At 67.6% G+C, this 25632-nt stretch carries 23 protein-coding genes; 9 read left to right on the forward strand and 14 right to left on the reverse strand.

Annotation, left to right across the window (positions count from 1 at the left end):
* Positions 1 to 866: 866 nt before the first annotated feature.
* Positions 867 to 2375 (reverse strand): FAD-dependent oxidoreductase, encoded by a 1509-nt coding sequence (locus tag AB0N05_RS23915; protein WP_364698060.1) that lies wholly within the window; start codon positions 2373 to 2375, stop codon positions 867 to 869.
* A gap of 165 nt (positions 2376 to 2540) precedes the next feature.
* Between AB0N05_RS23915 and AB0N05_RS23920 the strand changes: the two genes are divergently transcribed.
* From AB0N05_RS23920 to xylB, 5 genes are all read left to right on the forward strand, one after another.
* Positions 2541 to 4925 carry a PEP-utilizing enzyme gene (locus AB0N05_RS23920; RefSeq protein ID WP_364698061.1) on the forward strand — a complete coding sequence of 795 codons (2385 nt, stop codon included), beginning with the start codon at positions 2541 to 2543 and terminating at the stop codon, positions 4923 to 4925.
* A 397-nt stretch (positions 4926 to 5322) separates the two neighbouring features.
* Positions 5323 to 6270 (forward strand): tyrosine-protein phosphatase, encoded by a 948-nt coding sequence (locus tag AB0N05_RS23925; RefSeq protein WP_364698062.1) that lies wholly within the window; start codon positions 5323 to 5325, stop codon positions 6268 to 6270.
* A gap of 80 nt (positions 6271 to 6350) precedes the next feature.
* A complete protein-coding gene (locus AB0N05_RS23930) occupies positions 6351 to 7382 on the forward strand; it encodes a glycoside hydrolase family 172 protein (RefSeq protein WP_364698063.1) in 1032 nt (343 codons plus the stop codon).
* A gap of 137 nt (positions 7383 to 7519) precedes the next feature.
* Complete coding sequence (locus AB0N05_RS23935) at positions 7520 to 8527, forward strand: zinc-dependent alcohol dehydrogenase family protein (protein WP_364698064.1); 1008 nt, start codon at positions 7520 to 7522, stop codon at positions 8525 to 8527.
* A 14-nt stretch (positions 8528 to 8541) separates the two neighbouring features.
* Entirely contained in the window at positions 8542 to 9930 is a 1389-nt protein-coding gene (gene xylB / locus AB0N05_RS23940; RefSeq protein ID WP_364698065.1) for a xylulokinase, read from the forward strand.
* Here the strand turns inward: xylB and AB0N05_RS23945 are convergent.
* The 5 genes from AB0N05_RS23945 to AB0N05_RS23965 all read right to left on the reverse strand — a co-directional run bounded on the left by AB0N05_RS23945 (position 9921) and on the right by AB0N05_RS23965 (position 12168).
* Entirely contained in the window at positions 9921 to 10091 is a 171-nt protein-coding gene (locus AB0N05_RS23945) for a CopG family transcriptional regulator (RefSeq protein ID WP_364698066.1), read from the reverse strand. The two genes, xylB and AB0N05_RS23945, sit on opposite strands and share 10 nt — an antisense overlap.
* Positions 10092 to 10136: 45 nt before the next feature.
* A complete protein-coding gene (locus AB0N05_RS23950; RefSeq protein ID WP_364698067.1) occupies positions 10137 to 10271 on the reverse strand; it encodes a hypothetical protein in 135 nt (44 codons plus the stop codon).
* A gap of 17 nt (positions 10272 to 10288) precedes the next feature.
* Positions 10289 to 11773, reverse strand: a complete 1485-nt coding sequence (locus tag AB0N05_RS23955; protein ID WP_364698068.1) for an FGGY-family carbohydrate kinase — start codon at positions 11771 to 11773, stop codon at positions 10289 to 10291.
* A gap of 1 nt (position 11774) precedes the next feature.
* Positions 11775 to 11936, reverse strand: a complete 162-nt coding sequence (locus tag AB0N05_RS23960) for a hypothetical protein (protein WP_364698069.1) — start codon at positions 11934 to 11936, stop codon at positions 11775 to 11777.
* Between the two features lie 103 nt (positions 11937 to 12039).
* Positions 12040 to 12168, reverse strand: coding sequence for a hypothetical protein (locus AB0N05_RS23965; protein WP_364698070.1), 129 nt, complete (start codon positions 12166 to 12168; stop codon positions 12040 to 12042).
* A 51-nt stretch (positions 12169 to 12219) separates the two neighbouring features.
* On the opposite strand from AB0N05_RS23965, the gene AB0N05_RS23970 reads away from it, so the two are divergent.
* Both AB0N05_RS23970 and AB0N05_RS23975 read left to right on the forward strand, forming a co-directional pair.
* A complete protein-coding gene (locus AB0N05_RS23970; protein ID WP_364698071.1) occupies positions 12220 to 13305 on the forward strand; it encodes a winged helix DNA-binding domain-containing protein in 1086 nt (361 codons plus the stop codon).
* A 55-nt stretch (positions 13306 to 13360) separates the two neighbouring features.
* Positions 13361 to 16048: a LuxR family transcriptional regulator gene (locus AB0N05_RS23975; RefSeq protein ID WP_364698072.1), complete on the forward strand. Its 2688-nt coding sequence runs from the start codon at positions 13361 to 13363 to the stop codon at positions 16046 to 16048.
* On the opposite strand, the gene AB0N05_RS23980 is transcribed toward AB0N05_RS23975, so the two are convergent.
* The 6 genes from AB0N05_RS23980 to AB0N05_RS24005 all read right to left on the reverse strand — a co-directional run bounded on the left by AB0N05_RS23980 (position 16008) and on the right by AB0N05_RS24005 (position 20306).
* Positions 16008 to 16556: an anthrone oxygenase family protein gene (locus AB0N05_RS23980; RefSeq protein ID WP_364698073.1), complete on the reverse strand. Its 549-nt coding sequence runs from the start codon at positions 16554 to 16556 to the stop codon at positions 16008 to 16010. The genes AB0N05_RS23975 and AB0N05_RS23980 overlap by 41 nt on opposite strands.
* Complete coding sequence (locus tag AB0N05_RS23985) at positions 16553 to 17392, reverse strand: NAD(P)H-binding protein (RefSeq protein ID WP_364698074.1); 840 nt, start codon at positions 17390 to 17392, stop codon at positions 16553 to 16555. The genes AB0N05_RS23980 and AB0N05_RS23985 overlap by 4 nt, the downstream gene beginning before the upstream one ends.
* A 13-nt stretch (positions 17393 to 17405) precedes the next feature.
* On the reverse strand, positions 17406 to 17858 hold the full coding sequence (locus AB0N05_RS23990; protein WP_364698075.1) for a DUF2871 domain-containing protein: 453 nt from the start codon (positions 17856 to 17858) through the stop codon (positions 17406 to 17408).
* Entirely contained in the window at positions 17855 to 19183 is a 1329-nt protein-coding gene (locus AB0N05_RS23995) for an FAD-binding oxidoreductase (RefSeq protein WP_364698076.1), read from the reverse strand. Before AB0N05_RS23995 ends, AB0N05_RS23990 begins: the two co-directional genes overlap by 4 nt.
* Before the next feature lie 16 nt (positions 19184 to 19199).
* On the reverse strand, positions 19200 to 19574 hold the full coding sequence (locus AB0N05_RS24000) for a DUF4267 domain-containing protein (RefSeq protein ID WP_364698077.1): 375 nt from the start codon (positions 19572 to 19574) through the stop codon (positions 19200 to 19202).
* Positions 19575 to 19664: 90 nt separating this feature from the next.
* Entirely contained in the window at positions 19665 to 20306 is a 642-nt protein-coding gene (locus AB0N05_RS24005) for a class I SAM-dependent methyltransferase (RefSeq protein WP_364698078.1), read from the reverse strand.
* Between the two features lie 84 nt (positions 20307 to 20390).
* Between AB0N05_RS24005 and AB0N05_RS24010 the strand changes: the two genes are divergently transcribed.
* Positions 20391 to 20606 carry a hypothetical protein gene (locus AB0N05_RS24010; protein ID WP_364698079.1) on the forward strand — a complete coding sequence of 72 codons (216 nt, stop codon included), beginning with the start codon at positions 20391 to 20393 and terminating at the stop codon, positions 20604 to 20606.
* Positions 20607 to 20676: 70 nt separating this feature from the next.
* Here AB0N05_RS24010 and AB0N05_RS24015 read toward each other — a convergent pair whose 3' ends face one another.
* Positions 20677 to 21426 (reverse strand): tyrosine-protein phosphatase, encoded by a 750-nt coding sequence (locus AB0N05_RS24015; protein WP_364698080.1) that lies wholly within the window; start codon positions 21424 to 21426, stop codon positions 20677 to 20679.
* Between the two features lie 70 nt (positions 21427 to 21496).
* On the reverse strand, positions 21497 to 23686 hold the full coding sequence (locus AB0N05_RS24020) for a pyruvate, phosphate dikinase (RefSeq protein WP_364698081.1): 2190 nt from the start codon (positions 23684 to 23686) through the stop codon (positions 21497 to 21499).
* 250 nt (positions 23687 to 23936) lie between these two features.
* On the opposite strand from AB0N05_RS24020, the gene AB0N05_RS24025 reads away from it, so the two are divergent.
* Positions 23937 to 25556 (forward strand): FadD3 family acyl-CoA ligase, encoded by a 1620-nt coding sequence (locus AB0N05_RS24025; protein ID WP_364698082.1) that lies wholly within the window; start codon positions 23937 to 23939, stop codon positions 25554 to 25556.
* Positions 25557 to 25632: the final 76 nt, after the last annotated feature.

Here is a 25632-nt window from a genome sequence, read left to right on the forward strand (position 1 = left end):
GCCGGATCCCCTTGCCGGGCACGCCTTCGAGGGGCTTCCCCGCCGACCTTCCCAGCGCGTCGCCACCGGGAAGGCCCCGCCGATCGCGCATCCCAGCGGTGGAACACGTTCAGTGGGACATGAGGCTGGTCGATCCGGACAAAACCCCGGCTCATGTCCCACTCGACGAACCAGCGACCCCGACACGGGCGTGGCGCGGCTCGACACGCCGGGTGGTGGGGTGAGGGAGCTGTGGTGGTGGGGACACGCCGGAAATCCCACCACCACAGCTCCCTCACCGCCCGCCAGCCGCAACTCGACTCCCGCCACCCGCAGCTCGACGCACCCGCAGGGCCCCCTTTCGAGAATGAGCCGGTGGAATCCAAGCGCAGCGAGGTCCTGGACACGCAGCGCAGCGAGGTTCGGGATGCGCAGCGCAGCAGGGTTCGGGACGCGAAGCACAGCGCAACGACTCGGGGATGCGAAGCACAGCGAGGCCTGGGATGCGAAGCGCAGCGCAGCGACGCCCGGATGCGAAGTGCAGTGAGGTCCGGGACGCGCAGCGCAGCGAGCCAGGGGGAGACATCCACGGTCCGGGGTGTCTCGAGTTCTTTGAGTTTTGTCTCTTCTTGTCCGGGCGTCTTTGGGTTTTGTTCTTGTATCTCTTGTTCTTTGGGGTTTGGTCCCGGAACGGGACCACAGCCTTTCAGCCAGGCTGGGACGAGAGGTGGCGGCTCGGGGCTGGGGAGCCAAAGTCGGGTACGGCAGGCGGGGCGACCACGCTATATCCGTACTGCCGTGCGCTTGGGGCACGAGCGGCCGAGACGCTGGTTTTGACCGGTGCGGTTAATGAAAGCGATGGCCGAAGGCCGAGCCGTCAGAGGGGTTCAGTGACAACGGGCAGCGGCGGTCCCGGCACGACGCCCGAAGAAGGTGCCGTCTCCGAGGGAGGTTCCCGAGATATACCCGAACCCGTGGAGGCCGTTGGCTGCTCGGCCTGCGGCGAAGAGGCCGGGGATGGGTGCGCCGTTCAGGTTCAGGACGTGCCCGTCGAGGTCGGTGTGGAGGCCGCCCAAGGTGAAGACGGAGGCGCCGGTGCCTTTGCGGTCTCCGGATTCGGAGGGTGGGCGGATTCCTGCCTTTACGTCGATGGCTGCGAAGGGCGGGGTGAGGGGGCGGAGCCAGCGGGGGGATTTGTGGTGGTCGAGATCTAGTCCGGCGGTGGCTGATTCGTTGTAGCGGTGGATGGTTTCGACCAGGGAGCCGGCGGGGAGGGCTGTGAGTTGTTCGAGTTCTGAAGGGGTTTCGGCTACGTGAGTGGGTTGGACGCCCCAGCGCTGGGGTTCGGGGACGTCTTCGAAGCCTTCTTCGTCGACGATTACCCAGATGGCGGTGTCGTCGCCTGCCCAGCTGCCGCCCATGTTCTGGCGGAAGAGGGCGGATTGGCCGATGCGGCCCGGGTAGGTGTCCTCGTTGATGAACCGGCGGCCGAGGGCGTTGACGACCATGCCTCGGGCGGCGATGCCGGGGATGAGGGACATGCCGACCTGGGCTGCGGACATGTGGCGGACTGCGGCGCCGAGGGATTGGGCCATGCGGATGCCGCTGCCGTCGTCGGTGCCCGCGCTGACCTTGGTGTGGCCGAGGAGTTGGGGCGCGTGGGTGGCGAGCATGGCATCGTTGTCGACGAAGCCGCCGGTGGTGAGGATGACGCCGCGGCGCGCCTGGATGGTGAGTTCTTTGCCGTATCGGCGAGCGACCACGCCGACCACCGCACCGTCGTCGGAGGTAATCAGGGTGGCGGCGTAGGTGTCGAACAGGGTTGTGGCACCTACGGATTCGGCTGCTCGGGAGAGGCATTCCATCAGCAGTTTGCCGCCGAAGTCATTGGCGGTCGGGCGGTGGCCTCGTGGGGCTGGCTTGGCCAATTCGGTGAAGGGCCAACTGTTTTCGCCCAGCCACATGAGGCCGTCATCGGTGGGCGGCACCCACGTCGGCGCATCCCACATCGTCGGCTTGAACGGCACGCCGCGATCGACCAGCCAGTGGAAGTGTTCGACGCTGCCCGCGCTGTACTCGTCGATCTTGGCGGCATCCGCGCCCACACCGAGGGCCGCCTTCAGGAAGGCAGCCATCTCCTCGGGACTGTCGTCATATCCACAGGCCGCCTGAATGGGTGTGCCGCCGCCGAGGTAGATCTCGCCGCCCGACATGGCCGATGCGCCGCCCGGCCCGCCCGCGCGGTCGATGATCAGCACGTTCGCTCCGGCCAGCCCCGCCTCGTAGGCGGCCGAGGCCCCCGCCGCGCCGTAGCCGACGACCAGCACATCGGTCTCGATGTCGTAGTGGCCCACCTCGCCCGCGGACCGCGGCGTGACCGAATTGCGCAACGTCATGGCTCGACGGTGCCCGCTCCGCCCGGGTGGACATAGCGTCCCATCTTGCTCACCGACTCTTCGATCCCGTTGAACGGGACTGCGGGCCTTCGCGCGGCGGTGAACTGTGGATGGTGTGTGAACGGCGTCACGTTGGTTGGGGACGCCTCACAAGGAGGAGAGTCAATGCGGATTCTGGTCACCGGAGTCACCGAACCGAGTGGTCGTGCCGTAGCGCGCATGCTGCTGGCCGCCGGCCACGAAGTCGTGGGACTGGACCGGCAGCGGCATCGTTACGTCGACCCCCGGGTCGAGGTGACCGTCGGCGACCTGTCCGATGCGCAGGTGTGCGCGCGGGCCACGGCCGGAGCCGATGCCGTCGTGCACCTGGCGGGTCAGGGCATCGCGCCGGTCGCGAAGGCGGCGAAGGAAGCCGGTGCGCGGATCGTGGTTCCCGTTGTGGCAAGCCAGGATACGAGTGTCGAGCGAAGCGTGGACAGCAGCGGCGCGGACGCTGTCATCGTGCGCACCGCGCTGGTCGCCGGTCGCCGCATCGACGGCGCGAGCTGGCGGGTGCTGGAGAATCTGGCGGGACCGCGCGGCAATGGCGCGATCCAAGTACTCCACTACGACGATCTGGAGCGCTTCCTGGTGCTGGCCGCGCTCTCCCAGCGCAGCGGCACGGTCGAACTTGCTGCTCCCGGTGAGGTATCCGGCGACGAGGTGCGTCGCACGCTGAAGAACGCGGGCGTCAAATACTCTGCGTGGCTTCCTCGTTCATCCTCGGGACAGACACCGGTGAACACCACTTCTTCACGCGAGGACTGGGGTTTCCGCTACGGCTGGACCGCCCGAGAAGTGATCGCCGATGTCGCGCGCGGACTGCACGGCCGCAAGGCGAGCGGCTCCGGCTTCCGCACTCGCGCCGGTGCCATTCCGCTGCCGACGCATCTGGTGCCGCAGAACGCGCGCACCTCGGACAATCACGAACTGTTCGCCGCCGCCCCCGAGGGCTTGCAAGGCGAATTCGACGATCTGATCGACGAGCGCATTCCGGTGCACACCGCCACCAATACCGCCGAGGCGCTGCCCGGCCCGCTCACCCCGCTGACCATCGATTTGCAGGCGGGTGCGATCCGGCTCGGCAACGAGGCCATGGGTCACATGATCGCGCTCGATGGAATCGCGTTGGAGCACTGGGTTTCCCGCGTCACCACCGTGCTCGGTCACCACTTCTACATCAATGCCTCGATCGGCGTGCTGGCCGCGGACAATATGCCCGGCTGGGACGAGGAGACCATTCGCAAGGACGTCTACGGCACCATTCCGCCGGAAGTTCCCTTGCAGCCCAAGGGCCGTCCGCCGACGGAGGCACGTTTCGGCACGCTCACCGCGACCGGCCGCGTGGCCGCCACCGCGCTGAGCTATCGCAAGACCGCCGAGCTGATCAATGCCGCCTCGCATGCGGAAGCCCTTACCCGCGACCAGATTTCGGAGCTCACCGACGAGCAGCTGCACGCTCGTGCACTGCTGTGGCGGGACCGGTTGAACCAGGGCTGGCAGGCCGCCTCCATCGGCGTCATGATGACCGGCGCGGCCACCTCCACCCACAAGGGCGAGGTGAAGATCAACCTGGAGCGGCTGGAATCGGCCAAGCCCATGCTGGCGGTGGAACGCCTGGCGGCCTTGTGCCGCAAGGACGCCGGGCTCGCCGAGATCGCCCGCACGGGTGATGTGGCGGCCGCGCGGGAGAAGTCCCCGGAGTTCGCCAAGGCCCTCGATGAGGAACTCGCCAAGGTCGGTCACCGCGGCCCCGGCGAGTGCGAGCTCATCAATGCCACCTTCGGCGACCGCCCCGAACTGCTCGTCACCGCCGCCGCCCGCGCCGCCGAGATGCCCGCGCCGCACCGCGAACCGGTCCCCGACCCGACCAGCCGCACCGCCAAGATGGCCGTCGGCGCGACCGTCTACCGCGAGCGTGCCCGCGATGCCGTCGTGCGCATCACCAACTGCCTGCGCATGGCCACCCAGGAGCGCGCCGCGCGACTGGTCAAGGCGGACAAGCTGACCGCGATCGAGGACTCGGCCTTCCTGACCCTCGACGAAATCCTCTGGGCCCCAGCCGATATGGCCGAGCGCGTGGCCCGCCGTCGCGCTGAGCGCACCCGTCTCCAGGACGTCCGCATGCCGGACCTCGTCCTCGGCGCGTGGGAGCCTGAGCCCGCCGCCGGTGCACTCGCCGTCGGTGACTCCCTCACCGGCATCGGCGTCAGCCCCGGCGTGGTCGAAGGCATCGTCAAGCGGGTCCTCACCCTCGACGACGACATCGAGCCCGGCGACATCCTGGTCGCCTCGGTCACCGATACCGGCCACACCGCCATGTTCGCCTACGCGGGCGCGGTGGTCACCGATATCGGTGGCGCGGCCTCACACGCCGCCATTGTCGCCCGCGAATTCGGCGTCCCCGCGGTCGTCGACACCAAAACCGCCAGCACGGCCCTGAAGGACGGCCAGCGCGTCCGAGTCGACGGCGCGGCGGGCACCATCACCCTCCTGGCGGAAGCCGAGTAGCCCGGGCAGGGTGCCGAGCCGTCCACGATCGAGCGGCTCGGCACCCGAACCCCATCGACCAGCCGACCCGAATCCCTCGACCCACAACCGAATCCCCATTCGCCCGTCGTCCGGCCCGCCGTGGCCGGACACGCGATGACGCATTGCATTGCGACGGCTTCCGGTGGGGCACGCCGGAAGGAACACCACCGACACCGAGTAGCCCTTCCGGACACCGAATACACGTCCTCGTCGACCCATGACGAGGTCGTGCGATGACGGCTGCAAGAGGTAGGCCCACTCATCGTGACGTTTGCCGGATCTTCGCCCGCCGTACCCCGGGCCGATACCCCTGCGGCCCGCAAGAACTCGGGCCGGGCGCCCACTGCCCGGCTCGTGAGTGAAAGGAATCCCCCAAGTGACGATTTCGCGCGCAGTACGCGGCACCCTCACCGGTGTAGCCGCCGCGCTCATCGCCGTCCTCCCGGTCGCGGCCACCCCCGTGGCCATGGCGGCCCCAGCCATCTCGATCCTGCATCAGGCCCCGATCGGTGCGGACTTCAAGCTCCAGGCCGCCCCCAATGCCCGTGATATCGGCGGCGTTTCGGCGACCTCCGGCACCATCAAGTCGGGACTGGTGTATCGCACCGATGCCCTGAACCGGCTGACCGACGCCGATCAGCAGACGCTGACCACCGCCGGTGTCACGGAGATCATCGATTTCCGCAGCCCGACCGAGCGCGGCGCGAACCCGGACAAGGTTCCGTCCTCCATCCCGGTGAAGTCGCTGCCGGTATTCGACCCGAACAATGACTTCTACGCCTTCTTCGCCAAGGTCGTACAGGGCGGCCCGACCGTGCAGCAGCAACTGCTCGGCGACGGTAAGGGCGCGCAGTACATGCGCGACTACTACCGCTGGATGATCACCGATCCGACCGCTCGCGGCCAGTTCGCGCAGGCGCTGCAGGACATCGCGAACTCGTCGGGCGCGGTGCTGTACCACTGCACCGCCGGTAAGGATCGCACCGGTCTGATGACCGCCATCCTGATGACCATCCTGGGCACCCCGTCCGGCCAGATCTACACCAATTACCTGGCGTCCAATGATCGCCTGGCGGCCAGCAACAAGGCCACCCTGGATGCTCTGGTCGCGCAGGGCCTGGTCACCGACCGCACCCTGTTCGATCCGGTGCTCGGCGTGCAGCGTGACTTCCTGGAGGCGTCCTTCGATCAGGCCGCCAAGTCGTTCGGTTCGATGGAGCTGTTCATCTCCAATGGTCTGGGCATCGACAATCTGACCATCAAGAAGTTGCAGGACAAGCTGATCGAGAAGGGCGGCGTCGGCACCGGCTCGTTCGGCGGCTGAGCTTCCTGATCTTCTGAACGTCGGGTGCCGACGCCGTGTGTGGGAACGGCGTCGGCACCCGATGTCCGATACAGCAGACCGTGCACCGTGCGAAAATTCGCATGGTGCAGGAGATCTGGCATCTCGATGGGCGGCGCACCCGCTCGATCAGTCCGGAGAACCCGACCGGCGCTCCGGGCGCGGGCGGCCGGGCCATTGCCGGGACCGGGGCTTTCGCCGCCGCGGGCCTGGGCCGCGGCTGGAAGGTCTCCCCCTCCATCGACATCGCTCCCGGCGAAACCGCCACCCTCGCAGACATTTCGGGCGGACCGGGAGTAATCCGACATTTCTGGCTCACCACCGACCGCGCCCTCCTGCGCGACTTCACCCTCCAAATGTTCTGGGACGGTGCGCCCGAACCGGCGATCGCCGTCCCGCTCGGCGACTTCTTCTGCAATGCCTGGGATCACCTGGCCGTGGTGAACTCCCAGATGATCGTGGTAGCCCCCGCGGGCGGCCTGAACAGCTACTGGCCCATGCCGTTCCATTCCGAGGCCCTGATCACCCTGCACAATGGCTCCGATCGCCCCGCGCCGGTCTACTACCAGCTCACCTACCTCGAGGAAGAGGTGCCCGATTCTGCCGGTTATCTGCACGCGACGTGGCGGTGCAGCGACCCGCTCGGCTCCCCGGCCGTGCATCCGCTGATCGAGATCGCGGGCGGCCCGGGCCGGTATGCCGGAACGTATCTGGCGATCCAGCCGCGCGCCGAGGGCTGGTGGGGAGAGGGCGAGCTGAAGTTCTATGTGGACGATGACACCGAATTCCCGACCATCTGCGGTACCGGCACCGAGGACTATTTCGGCGGCGCATGGAATTTCGATCTCGAAGGCGCTTATCACGCCTACTCCACCCCCTATCTGGGCATGGTGCAGGTGCTGCCGCCGCATCGAATCTACGAACCACACCAACGATTCGGCATGTACCGCTGGCACATTCCGGATCCGATCTGTTTCGAGGACAGTCTACGGGTGACCGTCCAGGCGCTGGGCTGGCGCGAGGACGGTCATTACCTACCGCTCGACCAGGCACACCTGGCGACAACCGCCCTCTGGTATCACTCGCTCCCCTGACCCCCTAGCCGCCGCACCCATTCTGTCGTCCCGCATCCCCTACGGATACCCGTAAAGGATGTGAAGCAACAGAAAGAATGCGATTGCTATTGCGTAAAACGCGGCGAGCGGCCGTCGTTCGGGTGCATGGTATTGCTATGCGTGCGTTGCTCGTCGAGAAGCCTGGACAGTTCTCGGTCGAAACCGTGCCGGACCCCTTACCGGCCGCCGGAGAAGCGGTCGTTCGCGTTGACGCGGTGGGGATTTGCGGTACGGATATCCATATCGTCGAGGGCGAATTCCCGCCCACCCCCTATCCGATCGTCCCGGGCCACGAATTCGCCGGGGAGGTGGTCGCACTCGGGACCGGCGCGGCCGGAGTGCGCGTGGGTGATCGGGTCGCGGTGGATCCCTCGCTGTTCTGCGGCAGATGTCATTTCTGCGCGATCGGCCGCGGCAACCTCTGCGAGAACTGGGGCGCGATCGGCGACACCGTGGACGGTGCGATGGCCGAATACGTGAAAGTGCCCGCCGCCAACTGCTATCGGCTACCCGGGCATGTGCCCGCCGCGCACGGCGCACTGGTGGAACCACTCTCGTGCGCGGTGCACGGATTCGATGTGCTGCCACGACAACTGGGCTCGCACTATCTGATCTACGGCGCGGGCACCATGGGCCTGCTCATGTTGCAACTGGCCATGGCCGCCGGGGCGGCATCGGTGTCGATGGTGGACACCAATCCGGACAGACTGGCCGTCGCGCGCACGCTCGGCGCGGACGCCGCGACCATCGAGGCGGACGATCTGGACAGACCGGAGGGCTGGGAGATCGTGATCGATTGCAGCGGCACCATCGCCGCGATCGAGGATGGGCTGTCGCGAGTGCGGCGCGGCGGCACCTACCAGCAGTTCGGCGTCGCCCCCGCGGCGGCGCGGGCGGCGATCTCCCCCTTCCGCATCTACAACGACGAGATCACCATCGTCGGCTCGATGGCGGTCCTGCACAGTTTCGGGCGGGCCGTGGATCTCATGGGCGAGGGCGTCATCGACGTGGACACCATGATCACCCACGATTACGCGCTCGACGAATTCGGCGATGCCCTGCGGACCTTCCGCGCGGGCACCGGACGCAAGATCCAGCTGCATCCCCGACGGGTTGCGCGATAGACGGGTAGAGGCCAATGACGGTCGTCGCCGGAGTGGATTCATCCACTCAGTCCTGCAAGATCGTAGTGTGCGACGCCGACACCGGAACGGTGTTGCGCCAGCGTCAGATACCGCATCACGACGGCACCGAGGTGCCGCCGGACATGTGGTGGGAGGCCTTGAGAGCCGCCTGCGATCGAATGATGCGCGATGTGGAGGCCATTGCGGTGGCCGGACAGCAGCACGGCCTGGTGGTGCTCGACGCCGCCGGGCATCCGGTGCGGGATGCGCTGTTGTGGAACGACACCCGCTCCGCCGAGGCCGCCCAGCAACTGGTGCACGAACTCGGCGGGCCACAGGCGTGGGCCGATGCCGTCGGCAGCGTGCCCCTGGCCGCGCACACCATTGCCAAACTGCGCTGGTTCGCCGATCACGAACCCGAACTCGCCGACCGCACTGAAAGGGTCCTGCTGCCGCACGATTACCTCACCTGGCAGCTGCGCGGCGGCGATCCGGACACCGAACCCACCACCGATCGCGGCGACGCCTCCGGCACCGGGTACTGGTCGCCCGCGAACGAGCATTACCGGCACGACCTGCTGTCCATGGCATTCCGCGGCCGGACCCCCGGACTGCCGCGGGTGCTCGCCCCGTCCGAAGTGGCCGGGCACACCCCCGGCGGCCGGATGGTGGCGGCGGGCACCGGCGACAATGCCGCCGCCGCACTGGGTCTGGCCATCGAGGACGGCGATGTGGTGGTGTCGCTGGGCACCAGCGGGACGGTGTTCACCCGGGCCGCGACACCGAGTTCGGATCCCTCCGGCGCGGTGAACGGCTTCGCCGATGCCACCGGCGCGTTCCTGCCGCTGGTGTGCACGCTCAATGCCGCGCGGGTGCTGGATTCGGCCGCGATCCTCTTGGGCACCGATGTGTCGGGCCTGGAAGTGCTTGCGGCGCAATCGCCCGCCGGGGCGGAGGGCTTGACCCTGCTCCCCTATCTGACAGGTGAGCGGACCCCGAATCTCCCGTACGCCACCGGCAGCCTGCACGGCCTGCGCCCGCACACCATGCGCCCGCATCTGCTGGCCCGGGCCGCCATCGAGGGCATGCTCTGCAATATCGCCGAGGCCTTCGACCGGCTGCCCAGTACCCCGCGCCGAATTCTGCTGATCGGCGGGGCGTCGCGCTCGCGGCTCATCGCGCATGCCGCGGCAACGATTTTCGGGCGCACCGTGACCGTGCCCGATCCCGGGGAGTACGTGGCCCTGGGTGCCGCCCGGCAGGCGGCCTGGGCGCTGCGCGGCGGACCACGCCCACCTCGCTGGCCCGCGCCGCTCGGCACCGACTTCTCATCGATCTCGATCGGCGTCGGGGTGGCGATCCGGCAGCGCTACACGGAAATTCGGGACACCTATTACCCGTAGACGACCGGACCGTCCTCCAGGTATCCATCCCAGGTTTCCTCCCTGGTGATATAGGTGCGGATGGCGTCCCGGGCGATCTCCTGTTTGGATCGCCCCTCCGCCACCGCCTGCGCGCTCAGCGCAGCCTCTTCACTCTCGCTGAGCCGCAATGTCCATGCCACCGGCAAGTCATACCACCTCGGGGTGAATTTTGTACTAACTCCGTTTCACATAACTCCGGCCCGGAGCAGCAGCGTGACGTAGCGGCTGCGGCGGGCGGGGGTGCGCACGGTGCCGGTCAGTTCACGTTCGACTCGATCGAGCAGGTCCTCGAGGCAGCCATTGTGCAGGGCGCGAATCACCCGGGCCGGGCGGCGCGTCAGACATCCGATCCGGCGGCGCGGTGCTGTTCGGCGGCGAGGAAATGGGCTGTGGCGCGCGTGGATTCGTAGAGGGTTCGATAGTGGCGGTAGTAGAGGTCGTAGTGGGCGGTACGGGCGGGATCGGGCTCGATGGTGGTGATGATCGGATTCCAGGCGGAGGTGTCCAGGCCGACCGCCTCGGCCGCGAGCAGGGCATTGCCGAGGGCCGCGCCGACCGTATCGGCGGGCAATTGCTGCGGCATGCCGGTGACGTCGGAGACTATGCGGGTCCAGAGTCCGCCCTTGGTGCCGCCGCCGACGGCCACCAGACGCGAGGCGTGGCCGCCCGCTTCCGCCATGGCTTCGAGGTTGTGGCGGACACCGTAGGCGATGCCTTCCAGAACGGCCCGGTAGATGTCGGCGCGCTGGTGCGTGAGCGTGAGCCCGGTGATCATGCCGCGCGCGTCGGGGTCGAAGAGCGGGGTGCGTTCACCCGCGAAGTAGGGCAGCACCAGCAGGCCGCGACTGCCGGGCGGGACGTGCGCGGCCTCATCGACCAGATCGGTGAAATCGCTGCCGGTGAGTGAGCGCAGCCAGTCGGTGACCGCACCGGAGGTGGCCATGCCCGCTGCGGAAGTGTATGTGCCGGACCAGGTTCCGCAGGTGGTCCAGAGGCCGTGGTGCGGGCGGGGTTCGGTGAGCACCTGGGTCAGGAACATGGTGGTGCCGTACATGATCATGATGTCGCCCGGGGCGCGCACGCCCACACCGGCGGCCTCGGCCCACGCGTCGATGGTGCCGGTGGTGATCGGGAGGCCCTCGGGGAGGCCGGTCGCCGCTGCCGCCTCACGCGTGACGCGGCCGACTATCTCTGTGGGCCAGGCCAATTCGGGTAGCTCGAGGCCGGGCGCGACGGATTCGGCCCAATCGGTGGCCCAGTCGCAGGCCATCAGGTCATACATGGGGACGCACTGGCTGGCCGACTGATGATCCAGCACATACCGTCCGGTTAATCGATGCACCAGAAATGAGCTGGCCATCAAGAGCATTCGCGTCTCACGCCAGATCTGCGGCTCATTGCGGATGAGCCAGCGTAGTTTCGGGCCGACGGCCTGGCTGGTGAGCGGCGAGCCCGCACGCTCCAGCACGGTGTCGGACCCCAATTCCGCTTCCAGCTCGGCGATTTCGAGCCCGGCGCGGGTATCGACCCCGTACAGTATGGCCGGGCGCAGCGGTCGCCCGGTCGCATCGGCGGGTAGCAGGCACGGCCCGATCCCGCTCACCGCGAGCGCCTCCAGCGGCTCACCATCGGAGGCTGCCACCAGCTCACGCGCGATGGCGACGAAGTCCGCCCACCACACCGACTCCGCATCATGCTCCACCCATCCGGGCCGGGGTGTCGAAACCCGGTGCGGTCGTTCGGCTCTCAACTCGACCATGCCGTGCCGGTCGACCAGGACGCCCTTGGAACCGGAGGTGCCGATATCGATGCCGAGGAGCATGTCAGCCCGCCCGGGTGAATTCGTCGAGCATGACGCCCATGAGCTCGCAGGCCGCGCGCACCGTCGCCCGGTGATCACCGGGAACGGCGTGAATATGTCCGACAATGCCCCCGTGCACATAGTCGCGGCCGTCCAAAATGCTGATAACGCCGATACCGGCCATGCCTGCCTCCCCGCACTGGGTGGACTCTCGACTCCCCTCCAGAATCCCAGCTCAGCCCGGCGGCCATGCCCGAAATCCGCAGAATCGACTCAGCCCGGGAAGATCAAGGGGCCAGCCACACCCCGTCCGCACCTCGAATCACGCTGTGATCATTGATGTACCACGGCTCCCCCACCCGATCGCTCGGGTCGTAGATCCGCTCGAACCGCCCCGCGGAAACCTTTCGGCGCACCTCTCCAAGATTAGGACGGAAACTGTCCTATATCCCCGAGACACTGAATTCATGCCGGAACTCTCGCTGCGTGATCTGAACCGAACCCTGTTGCTGCGTCAGCACCTGCTCGAACGGGTATCGATGCCCGTCGCCGACCTCATCCGGCATGTGATCGCCGTACAGGCGCAGGAGCCGAACTGGCCATACATCGGGATGTGGGCGCGGCTCAACGACTTCCGCCACGAGGATCTCGCCGCCGTGCTCGAGGATCGAACCGTGATGCGCGCCACCACGATTCGCCGTACCGTCCACCTGACCACCGCCGATGACTACCGCTGGCTGTTCCCGACCGTGCGCCCGGACCCCACCGCGACTCTGGGGACGGCGTATTTCTGCGACGTCATGCCTGGGCTGGACTTGGACGAATTCGCCTCGGCCGGACGCGAACTCCTCGTCGGAAAGACCCTGCCACGACGTGAATTGGGCCGCGCATTGGCCGAGCGCTTCCCGAACCGGGATTCCGGAAAACTCATGCACCTGCTCGGCATCCTGCACCCGCTCGCGCACGACGCCGCCGCAGGAGCCTGGGGTGGGTGGCGCGGCCGGTATGTCTCGGTCTCCCTCGCCGAGGAATGGATCGGCGCGCCGCTCGCCGAGCGGCCGCAGCCGGAAACCATGGTGTTGCGCTATCTGGCCGCCTTCGGCCCGGCGAGTGTCGCCGATGTGCAGGCCTGGTCGGGGACGACCCGCCTCGCGGAGGTCCTCGCGCGGCTGCGTCCGCAACTGCGGGTCTTCCGCGACGACACCGGCCGCGAACTCTTCGACCTGCCGGACGCCCCACTCGCCGACTCGAATACCCCTGCCCCGGTTCGCTTCCTGCCCGCCTTCGACAATGCGCTCCAGGGACACCGTGACCGCAGCCGAGTGATCAGCGCCGAGGACCGCGCCCGTATCGCCAAGGTGGCCTCCGGTGGTGTCCCCATGTATCTCGTCGATGGATTCGTGCATGGCAAATGGGCGCTCGAGGGCGAGACGATTCGCGTGACCCCGTGGCATCCGCTCTCGGCCGCCGAGGAAGCGGCCGTTCAGGCCGAAGCCGAGCGGATGTTCCCGATCCTCGCGCCCGGTGTGGACGGCAAGATCGTCATCGACTGATCGGCCACCGGTGCGCAGGTCGCGGCGGGCGGTGCGGAGTTGCTAGGTTGACGCTGTGTTATACGGTCGGGCCCGCGAAGAGCAGCAGATCAGAACGCTGCTCGAGAAAGCCGAACAGGGCTCGAGCGGCTCCCTGGTCATTGTCGCCGAACCGGGCGTCGGCAAATCCGCACTGCTCGAGCATGCGGCGAGCTCGGTCGAGCAGACGTGGCAGGTACTGCGGTGCACGGGCGTCGAGTGTGAATCGGAGCTGCCGTTCGCCGGGCTGCAGCTGCTGGTCGCCCCCTTCATGGGGAAGCTCGACACGCTGCCGCAGACCCAGGCCGACGCCGTGCGTGGCGCCTTCGGACTGCTCGGGCCACACTTGGCCGCGGACCGTTTTCTGGTCGGTCTGGGAATGCTGACGCTGCTGGCCGAGGTCTCCACCGAGCGGCCTGTGCTGTGCCTGGTGGACGACGCCCAGTGGGTGGATCTGCCCTCCATCGAAGCCTTGTTGTTCGCGGCGCGCCGACTGGGTGATGAGCGCGTCGTCATCCTGTTCGGCGGGCGCGAGGAGTTCGCCGCACAAGGTCTGCCGGAGCTTCGACTGCCTGCACTCGACGCGGCCGCCGCACGAGAACTGTTGGCGGCCAGTACACCCGGGCTGAGGCCGGAGGTACGCGATCGTGTGCTGGCGGAGGCCGCGGGGAATCCCCTGGCCCTGCTGGAAATGCCCGCAATGAATCTGGACCGGCTTCCTATCGGCCCGCTGCCGTTGCCGGAGCGGCTGCGCAGGGGCTATCAGTGCCATCTCGTGAATCAGCCTGAATCGGTCCGCACCGCATTGCTGGTCGCGGCCGCCGAGGAGACCGGTGACCTGGGTCTGGTATTGCGGGTGCTGGCCGGTCTCGGGTTGACGGATGAGGTGCTGGCGGCCGCGGAACCGACCGGCATGCTGGTGGTTTCGGAGCAGTCGATCACCTTTCGCCATCCACTCCGGCGCTCGGCCGTCTACCAGTTCGCCACGTTCACCGAGCGGCGCGCCGTACACGCCGCGATCGCCGCCGCGCTCACCGATGATCCCGATCGGCGGGCCTGGCACCTCGCGGGTGCCGCGAGCGGTCCGGACGAATATGTCGCCGCCGCCTTGGAGGAGGCCGCCGAGCACGCGCGCGACCGAACTGGTTATGCCACAGCCTGTCTCATGCTGGAGCGTGCGGCGCGACTCTCGCCGGACCCGGCCGATCGGCTGCGTCGTCTGGTGCTCTCGGTTGAGGCCGCCGCCGACGCGGGCCGCCTGGAATGCGCACTCGGACTGATCGCCGAGACCAAGCAGTTGACAGCGGACCCGGTCGCCGCCGCACGGTTGGCCTCGGTGCAGGCCAGGATCGAAATAGACCGCGGCACGCTGCCGGTCGCCTACGAGCTGCTGCTCGGTGCGGCCGTGCGGGTAGCCCCGATCGACCCGGATATGGCGGCGACGATGCTGGTCGAGGCCGCCCACACCGCCTGGCCCACAGGCGATCTGGCCGGGGCGAGAACGGCGCGGGCGCGGCTGGCCGAAATATCCACCGGCCCACTGCACGACGGCATGCTCACGATCATCGACGGCCCGCTCGCACTGTATTCGCCCGATCCGGCGGCCGGAGTGCGGCTGATCCGCGCGAATGTCGCGCAGGCCATGTCGATGTGCGGCGGACCGCCTCCCCTGCGGTTCACCCTGGCGGTGCAATCGATCATGGTCTGCGATCTCGACGAAGCGCGAGAAATCTTGGCGGGGTTGGCCGCCGAGTGCCGGGACCGGGGAATGGTGGGCTGGCTGCCCACCGTCGGCTGCGGCCTCGGACGGGTGGAGTTACTGCTCGGCCGGATCCGCGAGGCGGAGGCGACGCTGAGCGATGCGCTGCGGATCGCCGAGGATATCGGGCAACCGGGTCAGGTCGGGCACGCCCAGTCCATCCTTTCCATCGTCGCTGCCGTCCGAGGCGAGGAGGAACGTTGCCGGGACTTCGCCGCACACTCGCTGCGGCAGGCGGACCGCGGCTTCAATGCGCTCATAGCGTCCCGAGCCGGCTGGGCGCTGGCGCTGCTCGATCTCGGGTACGGCCGTCACGAGGAGGCACTGGAACGAATCGAGGCGATCTATCGGAACCAGGATCGTGCCGTCGGCCAACGGATTCATCTGATGAGCGACTGTGTGGAGGCCGCCGTCCGGCTGCGCGCCCAGGAGCGCGCGCGAGATCCGCTGGACATACTCCAACGGTGGTCGGCGGCAACGGGTTTGGCCTGGATTCAAGCACACGTCCTGCGCTGCCGAGCCATGCTCGAGGACGATGGCGAGCTGTTCGCACAGGCATTGACACTGCATGCCGCCGAGGGCCGTTGGTTCGACCATGCGCGCACCGGACTGCTGTACGGGGAATGGTTGCGCCGCGAGCGGTTCAAGACCGAGGCCCGCACGCACCTGCGTTCGGCCTTGGAGACTTTCGAACGACTCCGCGCGGAACCGTGGGCCGAGCGCGCACGCGGTGAACTGCGTGCGGCCGGCGTCGGCATGAGCGACCGGAACCCCTCGAACCTGGCCGCCCTGCTCACTTCCCAAGAGTTCCAAGTGGTTCGGCTGGCCGCCGCGGGCGCGACCAATAAGGAGATCGCCGCCCAGCTGTTCCTGAGCCCCAAAACCGTGGGGAACCACCTGTATCGGGCCTATCCGAAACTCGGCGTCACCAGCCGGGTCGCCCTGGCGCGGCTGGAACTGGACTGACCTGCGGTGCGGAATTCCGGACCCGGCCGAGCAGCACCAGCGACCACGCGAAGCTGGCGAAGGAGGCCACGTTGACGACCGCGCGAGCGATATTCCACACCACCCACTTGTCCTCGAACGCCGACCGGGCCGCGCCCAGATCGATCTGATTCGGGTCACCCGCGGCGGCCAGCTGATCGTTCAGCGGCACATTGATCCCGCTGGTGATTCCGAGCATCACCAGATAGAAACCGAGCCCCGCGAACAGCCAAATCCGCAAACGATTGTCCGCTCCCCGCCAAAGCCCCAGCACCGCAATGGCACCCACCGCCAGACCGCCCATGAACAAGGTCATGAACAGCGGATTCACAATGGCCACATTGATGTTCTGCATCACCTCGACGAACGAGTGATCCCCACTCTTCTTCAACCCGGGCATCACCGAGTACGCGAATCCCGCGAACAACCCCGCCATCAGCCCCGAAACAAGCGTCGACGCGACAAGCGCGCCCGTCATCCAAGTCCTCACAGCTGGCCTTCCTTCCAGATTCCGGTATCCGCCGTCACTCGGGCGTAGTCGGCGAAGTCCCTCGCCGACCGGCCGAGCACCTGCTCCACGCCGGTCTCCACCCGGGCGTTTCGGCCGTCCAGGACGGTGGTGAACAGGTAGATCAGGAAGCCGACCGTGTCGTCCGGGAGACCGGCCTCGGTGAGCGCGGCGGCATAGTCGTCCGCACTGACCTGAATGAACTCGACCGGACGTCCGGCGGCGGCCGAGATCTCCGCGACGGCCTCGGCGAAGGTGAGCAGCCGTGGCCCGGTCAGTTCGTAGATCTTCTCGTGGTGACCCTCGCCGGTGAGCACTGCGACCGCCACCTCGGCGATGTCGTCCGCGTCCACGAACGGCTCCGGCACGTCACCGACCGGCAGCACGACCTGCCCCTCCAATACCGGCTCCAGCAAATAGTTCTCACTGAAGTTCTGGCTGAACCAACTGGCCCGCAAAACGGTCCATTCGACCCCGGAGTCCACCACGATCTGCTCACAGGCTTGCGCTTCGGCTTCACCGCGACCCGAGAGCAGCACCAGCTTCTCGACCCCGGCATGCACCGCGACCTCGGTGAACGCCCGAATGACGTCGGTCGCTCCGGGCGCTGCGAGGTCCGGGAAGTACGACAGATAGACCGCGCGCACACCCTGCACCGCACCCGGCCAGGTATCGGCATCCTCCCAATCGAAACTCAATGCGGCACTGCGTGATCCCACTCGCACGTCGAGGTTCAGTCCCCGCAACCGCTCCACGATCCGCCGCCCGGTCTTCCCCGTGCCCCCGGTTACCAGAATGGTCGTTCTTTCCGATGTCATATCGACTCGATTCTCAGATTGCTTGATGCGACTGGTGAACAGGTGTGCTGTGTGCCCGATCGGATTGCGATGTGACCGGGCGGTACAGGCAGATGAAGAACAGCAGGAAGCCTGCGGTCAGCAGGATGTGTCCGAGGCCCGCCAGACCCGAAATCACCGCGCTGACTTCCTGTCCGAGGACCGTCAGGGTGCCGTGGATGGTCATGAATACGGTCGTCCACAGCACCCCGGCGTTGTAGGTCCAGAAGAACCAGGGGAAGGTCTTGGTCTCCGAGAGCGCGAACTGCTTCTCCAGGGCGATGACGATCAGCAGAAACAGCGTTCCCAAGGCGAGTAGATGGGTGTGGGTCACCGCGAGTTCGGTACGGCCGGTGAAGTCGTGGGCCTTCGTGAGGTCGCGGTAGTACAGCCCGGCGGCCAACCCCAGGAGCGTGTACAGGGCCGCCGCGAAGTAGAGCTTCCTCAAGAGACGATCCTGAGCGGTGTCGGCAGGACCGGGTAGTTGGCGCGGAATATGTTGTGCGGATCTCGAATTCGCTTGAGGTCGCGCAGTCGATCGACGGTCTTGTCGTCGAAGGTGGAGGCGACTGTATCGCCGGAGATCAAGGAGGTGAACGGCTTTCGGCCGCTCACCCGCGGACCGAGGTCGGCGATGATGCGGCGCTGGGCTTCACGGACCGCGTCGGCCGCGTCCGGGGTCGGCCCGAGGCCTTGCAGGTACACCGAAAACGGTTCGGCGACTGCGGGATGCGCACCCGAGGTCGGCTCGGTGAACGCGCCGCCGAGGTGTCGCAGCTGCACGCCGATCAGCGGCTCGATCGATTCGGTGAACAGCACCTCAAGGGTCCGTTCGTCCAGGCTGGTGAGAAGCTCCGAACGGATGATGCCCGGGCCGGGGTCGGTCGGCTCCGAGGTCACCGCGCCGAGATTCGACGGGGCCAGCGGCCCGCGGCTGTCCACCATCACGCCGTCGATGGTGTCGAGGCCGCTCAGCAGTCGTTGCCCCGCAACGGCATCGCCGAGATAGGTGACCGCGATCGCGATAATGCCCGGAGCGCCGGGAAATTTCAGCCTGTTGATCCATACCGAGAGTTCGGGCGGAGCCTGCCGGATGATCTCGAGATAGGCCGCCAGAACTTCCTGGGAATGATCATCGGACCACATGATGTGCCCGCCATACAGATTCGGCGCGGGGTACAGCTCGAACTCCAGGGCCGTGACGATCGCGAGGTCACCGCCGCCGCCACGGAGCGCCCAGAACAGCTCGGCATCGGATTCCGCCGTCACGTGCGCCTGATTGCCGTCCGCGTCGACCACATCGAAGGCGCGCACACTGTCCGATGCGAGGCCATATTTGCGGCCGAACCAGGACATGCCGCCGCCCAGCGTGTAGCCGACCACGCTGACCACCGGCGAACTTCCGGCCAGGCCGATCAGGCCGTGCGGTTCGGCGGCCGCCAGCAGCCGCCCCCAGGAAACACCCGCGCCGACCCGGGCGACCCGCCGGTCCGGATCGATCGAGATCTCGTCGAAGCGGTTGGTGCGCAAGAGAATCGCGGACTCGGCATTGCCGGACGCACCGTGGCCATTGGGCTGCACGGTCACCGTCGCCCCGGTCCGTCCGGCATAGCGCACCAGAGCGACCACATCATCGATGTCCCGGGCTTCCACCACGGCCGCCACCGGTTGTTCCACGGTCAGATTCCAGGCCTGCCGGGCGCGATCGAAATCCTCGTCACCGGGCAGCCAGACGCGGCCCTCGACCACAGTGCGTAGTTCGTTGTCGGTCATGTCGAAACTCCCGGTTTCAGGCGGCGAACAGCAGGGCCGCGCTGATCAGCACGACCACTGCGGTGGCGAAATGGATGCCGAAGGCGGCGGCCTTGGTGCCGCCGTGACGGAGCACGATGGCGCAGTCACCGAACGGGGTGAGGGCGACGGCCAGCATGGCCCAGGCTGCGGGGTGGGCTCCGGCGAAGAGGAGGACGGCCAGGCCTATGACGCCGGAGGTGATATCGCGCAGGCCCTTGACGGTCAGGTAGGCGCCGGCGTCACCGTCGGATTTGGCGGGGACGCCGAAGGCCGTGGCCGCGGCGTCGGGCACCAGGAAGAAGCGGAATCCGATGAAGATGATGAGCAGGTCGAGCAGGATTGCCAGCCCGTAGGCGATGGGGTCGAGCACATTTCTCCTTGATCACGGGGGTGAGGAGAAACGTATGGGCGAACGACCGGCGGCGGTATGGGTCGAATTCCCCATATTTCCTGAGATTCCTCAGGGCTTGTGCCACACCAGGAGATAGCGCCAGAAGAGCAAGCGGCGGACTCGGACACCGGGGAGTAGGGCGCTCGCCTGAGCGCGCACCTCGCGGGTGGTCAGGGGTGGGTCGAGCACCACCGGCATGACATCGTGCGTGGATTCCCTGGCGTACCAGGTGCCGAGTCCCAGTTTGCGCAGGAGGAAGAAGGTACCGGCGAAGACGCGCTGGGCGACCATGGCGACCAGTTCGATCGGGAGTTCACGCGCCAGATCGGCCTTGGGGAGGGCGATGGCCACGAGCACTCCGCCCGGGCGCAAGGCGCGCGCGAATATCGGGAGGGCCTGATCGAGCGGGAGGTGGTGCAGGGCGGTGACCGAGGTGATCGCGTCGTAGGTTTCGGGAGGCAGCGGTTCGGTCAGGACATCGCCCAGGATGCACGTCACATTCGGTGGGACCACCCGGCGTGCCTCGGCGATCATGACTTCCGAACGGTCCAGCGCGTCCACCTTCTCGACACGCCGAGCCAGCGCGGTCGCGAAAGCGCCTGCCCCGCAACCCACATCCAGGACTCGCGTGCACGACGACGGGAGTCGTCGCAGCATCAGGCGGTGATAGAAGGCGTTGTGGTCCCACAGGAACCTGGTAACCCAGCTCACCCCGGCCACCCTACCGACACAGAATTCACCCGCTGCTTTACCGCGGCGGTACGTGGGCGCGCGGGACCACACTAGGCTGTGGTGATGAACGACCAACCCTCGTGCCCGAAATGCGGCACCGCGGCGACGCCCATCATGTACGGCCAGCCCGCCGCTTCCGCCCTCGAGCAGGCCGAGCGGGGAGAGATCGTGCTGGGCGGGGCCGCGCTCGGGCAAGGATCGCCGCGGTGGGCCTGCCAGTCGTGCGGCACCCAATTCGGCGATATCCGGCCGCTTTTCTCCTCTGGTCCCACGAACTGACCGAAAATGGCCCGGAACCTGGTGATTCCGGGCCATTGTCATTGCTGGATATTCGGGACTGCCGCGAGACTCAGGCGGGGCCGACCAGGGCCTCGCGGAGCTGCCCCAGCTCGGCCTCGGAAAGCCCCTGAGCCAGTAGCCATTTGGCACTGCCGCCGTATTCGGCTTGGACATTGTCCAGGAATCCGAGCATGACCTCGGCGGTGACGGCGAGGATTCCGGTATTCACCTGCGGGAGGCCCTCGTAGGAGGGCAATGCGTCCAGGCGATCGCGCACGCGCTGCATGCGCAAGTTGGTGAGCGCGTAGTCATCGGCCACGACCTCGGCGGCGACGCCGACCGCGTCCAGGAGGACCGCGGCCAGCACGCCGGTGCGGTCTTTGCCCGCGGCGCAATGGAACAGCACCGAGCGGCGGTCGGGATCGATGATCAGGCGCACGGATTCGACGATGTGCTCGCCGCTGCCCGCGAGGAGCTGGCCGTAGAGCTCGGTCAGATCCACGCGTGTCTTGTCCGGCACCAGATCCCGTGCGGCCAGCGATGATTGGGGCGACTTGCGAATCGGCAGATTCGCGATGTGCAGGCCCGCATCGGCGATCAGGCCGTAACCCTCTCGCTCCACCTCGTCCGGCAGGCGCAGGTCGATGACCGTGCGCAGGCCGAGTTCACCGGTGAGATGCGACAGGTCGTCGCCGGTCGCCTGCTGGAGGGTGCTGGAGCGGAAGACCACACCGAAACGTGTTGTGCCGCCGCCCTCGACGGGCAGCCCGCCGAGATCCCGGACATTGTCGATCTCGGCGAACTCGACCCAGCGATCCATCGTCAGATGCCCCGTCTCTACGTGCTCTGTCTCTACGTGCTCTGTCTCTACGTGCTCTGTCTCCACATGATTAGTGGGCACGGCCCGCCGCCGCCTCTTCGGCGCGGGTGAGACCGCACAGCCCGATGAGGTCTTCGTGGAGTTCGAACCACACGGTGTGGTAGCTGTCCATGATCGGGCGGGCCACATAGGTGTGGTCGCCCTCGCCGATGCGCTCGACGGCACGGTCGAGACGATCGATGTAGCGGACCAGGCGGGGCGCGAGCTGCCCGAGACGCTGGATCAGCGGGCGCAGCCGGTCATGCGTCGCGGTGAGGCGGCCCAGCACTGCGGCGTCGTATTCGGCGTCGGCGTGATCATTGACGGTGGCCGCGTCCTTCATCTGCCAATCGGTGATGATCACCTTGAGATCGGCATTGAAGACACAGAATTCGTCGTAGGCCGCGGTGACGGCCGCATGATCGATGGTGGCGCGCTCCTGCGTGAGCAGCTCCGCCAGGCGTGGACGGCCCTCGGGGGTGAGCCGGAATCCAGCGGGCGTGGTGGCGCACAGCCCGGCATTCACCAGATCCGCACAGCACGAAGCGATTTCGGCGGTATCGGCGAACAGGCTGGCCGCAAGATTATCGGCATTCACCCGGCCCTTGATCCCGACCAGGCGCAGCACGGCCAGTTCGGTCACGGGAGCATCCACTTCTGTAACCCCTTCCTGCCCACCGTCTTCCGGCGACCCGGCACGCTCTTCGAGGCGAGCCGTCAGCTGTTCGCCGATCGTGCCCGGCCCCTGCGTCACATCGGCACCGGCCCACTCGGCCAGCTGCCGCACATCATCGAGAATGACCTGCTCCACCGGCTTGCCGGTGACCTCGCCCGCCAGCACCAGACCCGCCCCGCCATCCACGGTCACGGTCTTGCCGACCAGCGCGGCCACCACACCCGGCCCGCAGCCGACCACGCACGGGCGGCCGAGCTCCCGGCTCACCAGCGCGGCATGCGATGTGGTGCCACCCAATTCGGTAACAATGGCGCGCGCGGCGATCATGCCGTGCAGATCGTCGGGACTGGTGGTGGGGCGCACCAGAATGACATCCTCACCGGCCTCCGCGCGGGCCTCGGCCTCGTCGGGATCGGTGACGACCACACCGGAAGCCAGTCCGGGGCACGCGGATTCGCCGCGCGCCAAGGGCTCCTGCCCGGCGGTATCACCGGAGGCCGGGCGCAGCACCTCGCGCACCTGATCGGCGGTGATCCGGCCCAGCGCCTCCTCGGTGTCGATCAGACCCTCGGCCACCATGGCGACGGCGGTGCGCACCGCGGCCCGCGCCGAACGCTTGGCGGCTCGCGACTGCAACATCCACAGCGTGCCGGATTCGACGGTGAACTCGATGTCCTGCATATCGCGGCCATCGCGCTCGAGCAGCTGCGTGGCGGCGATCAGTCGCTCATGGACCGCGGGCTGCGCGGCGGCCAGGTCGTCGAGCGGGCGCGGCGTGAGGCGACCGGACACCACGTCCTCGCCCTGCCCGCCGACCAGCCACTCGCCATAGACGGGACCGTCGCCGGTATTGGGGTTACGACTGAAAAGCACTCCGGTGCCGGACAATTCATCGAGATTGCCGAACACCATGGCCTGCACGGTCACCGCGGTGCCGAGTGTGTCCGGCACACCACGATTGGCGCGATAGGTCTTGGCGCGCGCGGAATCCCAGGACCGGAACACCGCTTCGATGGCCCCGCGCAGCTGATCCCACGGATCCACCGGCACCTCGCCCGCGGCGTCACCGAGCACGGTCTCCCGGTACTGGTGCACGAACCGCGACCGAGTGTCCTCGGCGTAGCCGGGATTCCGGGTCTCGTCCGCCAGCGCCTGCCGCACCGCATCGGTCATGCCGAGATTCAGGACGGTGTCCATCATGCCGGGCATGGAGATCGCCGCGCCCGAGCGCACCGACACCAGCAGCGGCCGATCGGCCGATCCGAAACGCCGCCCGGTGCCGCGTTCGATTCCCGCGATCCCGGCCCGCACCTGCTCCCAGATCTCGGCCGCGATCGCACCCCGCCGGGTGTAGTCGGCCCAGGCATCGGTGGTGAGCACGAATGCGGGCGGCACCGGCAGCCCGAGCGCCCGCATGTGATCGATGCTCCACGCCTTGCCGCCGATCTTCTCCCGCGACAGCCCGCAGGTGCCGTCGAGTTCCACGACGGTCACGGCGTCGGCCGCCACATCAGGTCGCTGCGCAAGCTCCGCTCCCGCGGTCATGTCACTCCTTCGATGTCCTGGATTCATCCGCACTCCAGCGCTCGCCGCCGTCGAAAGCGGCTGCCGGGCCATATCCCGCGCCCCACCTCGGGGGCATGTTTCGAGCCTGCCGCGTGACCCCCCTCACCCCCAACCCGCATCCCAATGAGCGGAACCCCGGCACGCCGCGACACGAAACGGCACGCCCGGTCACTGGGATGGCACGGATAAAACCGGCAGTTCGTATGCGGCGGTAGGGCAGGATAAGCGCATGGATCGGCGGCACGCGGCGTCCATCGGCGGGCACCCGGTGGCCGCACCGATTTCGACCATTCCGGCCCTGGTTGCGGACCGGGCGCGGCGTTACCCGGACGCCGTGGCAGTTGCCGGGCCCATGGGGCGGCTGACCTTCGCCGAATTGGCCGAGCAGGCGGCGGCGGTGACCCGCGCGGCCATCGCCTCCGGAATCGAGTCCGGGGACCGGGTGGGGATGTGGGCTCCCAATAGCGTGCGGTGGATTGTGGGCGCGCTCGGAATGCTCGGAGCCGGAGCCACTCTGGTGCCGATCAGCACGCGGTTGCGCGGGCACGAAGCCGCGGATGTGCTGGCGCGCAGTCACGCCAAGGCGGTGTGCACCGTGCAGGAATTCCTGGGCAATGACTATCCCCGGATGCTAGCCGAATCCGGCCATCCACTACCGGATCTGGAACATCTGATCCTCCTGGATGATGCGCGCGGGGACAGTTCCGCCAAGTGGGACATCAGTTCCTGGGCGGGATTCCTCGCGCCGGGCACGGTGGTGCCGCCGGAACAAGCACGCGAGCGGACCCAAGGCATCGACCCGGAATCGGTGTGCGACATCCTCTTCACCTCCGGTACCACCGGCGCGCCCAAGGGCGTGCTCGCCACCCACCGGCAGACCCTGGAGGTCTTCGCGCTGTGGGCGAACGCGGTGACCCTGCGCCCACGCGACCGATACCTGCTGGTGAATCCGTTCTCGCACACCCAGGGATACAAGGCCGGGATCATCGCCTGCCTACTGTGCACCGCCACCATGGTGCCGATGGAACGCTTCGATCCCGACACGGCGCTACAACTGGTCGAGCACGAGCGAATCACCGTATTGATCGGCCCACCAACGCTTTTCACCGATCTGCTGAGCACCGGCCGCCGCGATTACATGCTCGGCTCCCTGCGCCTGGCAGGCACCGGCGGCGCGACGATCCCCACCGAACTCGTGGAACGCATCCGCGAAGACCTCCGCGTCCCCTACGTCTTCACCGCCTACGGACTCACCGAATCCATCGGCGTCGTCTCGGTCTGCCCGCCCGCCGCCCCCGCCGAACTCGTCGCGGGCACCGTCGGAAAAGCCCTCGCGGGCACCCAGATTCGCATAGTCGACCGCAGCGGCGCACCCGTAGCGCCCGGCGAACCCGGCGAAATCACCGTCAAGGGCCCCAATGTCATGGGCGGCTATCTCGACGACCCCGACGCCACCGCCGCCGCCATAGACCCCGACGGCTACCTGCACACCGGCGATATCGGCACCCTCGACGAGAGCGGCTACCTCCGCATCACCGACCGCCTCAAGGACATGTACATCTCCGGTGGCTTCAATGCCTACCCCGCCGAAATCGAACGAGTCCTCCTGCAACACCCCGACATTCGCGATGTGGCCGTCATCGGCATCCCGGACGACCGGCTCGGCGAGGTGGGCCGCGCGGTGGTGGTGCCACAGGATCCCGCCACCGCCGATCCGACCACCATTATCGAGTGGTCCCGCACCCGCCTCGCGGGCTACAAAATCCCCCGCGAAGTGGTCTTCGCCGAAGCCCTCCCCCGCAATGCCAGCGGCAAGGTCCTCAAGGACCAGCTACGCAAACTGGCCTAGCCGAGCACGGGTCCCTCGGCCCACCGATACAGATGCGCGGTAGCCCCGCACCCGAGGGTGCAGGGCTACGGTCGTC

Origin of the sequence: Nocardia sp. NPDC051030 (genome assembly GCF_040683015.1) — a bacterium.
GTDB lineage: Bacteria > Actinomycetota > Actinomycetes > Mycobacteriales > Mycobacteriaceae > Nocardia.

Excerpts from the sequence above, each read along its gene's own strand:
- AB0N05_RS23915 (WP_364698060.1), bottom strand. The coding sequence starts at position 2,375 with ATGACGTTGCGCAATTCGGTCACGCCGCGGTCCGCGGGCGAGGTGGGC.
- AB0N05_RS23920 (WP_364698061.1), top strand. The coding sequence starts at position 2,541 with ATGCGGATTCTGGTCACCGGAGTCACCGAACCGAGTGGTCGTGCCGTA.
- AB0N05_RS23935 (WP_364698064.1), top strand. The coding sequence starts at position 7,520 with ATGCGTGCGTTGCTCGTCGAGAAGCCTGGACAGTTCTCGGTCGAAACC.
- xylB (WP_364698065.1), top strand. The coding sequence starts at position 8,542 with ATGACGGTCGTCGCCGGAGTGGATTCATCCACTCAGTCCTGCAAGATC.
- AB0N05_RS23955 (WP_364698068.1), bottom strand. The coding sequence starts at position 11,773 with ATGCTCCTCGGCATCGATATCGGCACCTCCGGTTCCAAGGGCGTCCTG.
- AB0N05_RS23960 (WP_364698069.1), bottom strand. The coding sequence starts at position 11,936 with ATGGCCGGTATCGGCGTTATCAGCATTTTGGACGGCCGCGACTATGTG.
- AB0N05_RS23970 (WP_364698071.1), top strand. The coding sequence starts at position 12,220 with ATGCCGGAACTCTCGCTGCGTGATCTGAACCGAACCCTGTTGCTGCGT.
- AB0N05_RS23985 (WP_364698074.1), bottom strand. The coding sequence starts at position 17,392 with ATGACATCGGAAAGAACGACCATTCTGGTAACCGGGGGCACGGGGAAG.
- AB0N05_RS23995 (WP_364698076.1), bottom strand. The coding sequence starts at position 19,183 with ATGACCGACAACGAACTACGCACTGTGGTCGAGGGCCGCGTCTGGCTG.
- AB0N05_RS24010 (WP_364698079.1), top strand. The coding sequence starts at position 20,391 with ATGAACGACCAACCCTCGTGCCCGAAATGCGGCACCGCGGCGACGCCC.
- AB0N05_RS24015 (WP_364698080.1), bottom strand. The coding sequence starts at position 21,426 with ATGGATCGCTGGGTCGAGTTCGCCGAGATCGACAATGTCCGGGATCTC.
- AB0N05_RS24020 (WP_364698081.1), bottom strand. The coding sequence starts at position 23,686 with ATGACCGCGGGAGCGGAGCTTGCGCAGCGACCTGATGTGGCGGCCGAC.
- AB0N05_RS24025 (WP_364698082.1), top strand. The coding sequence starts at position 23,937 with ATGGATCGGCGGCACGCGGCGTCCATCGGCGGGCACCCGGTGGCCGCA.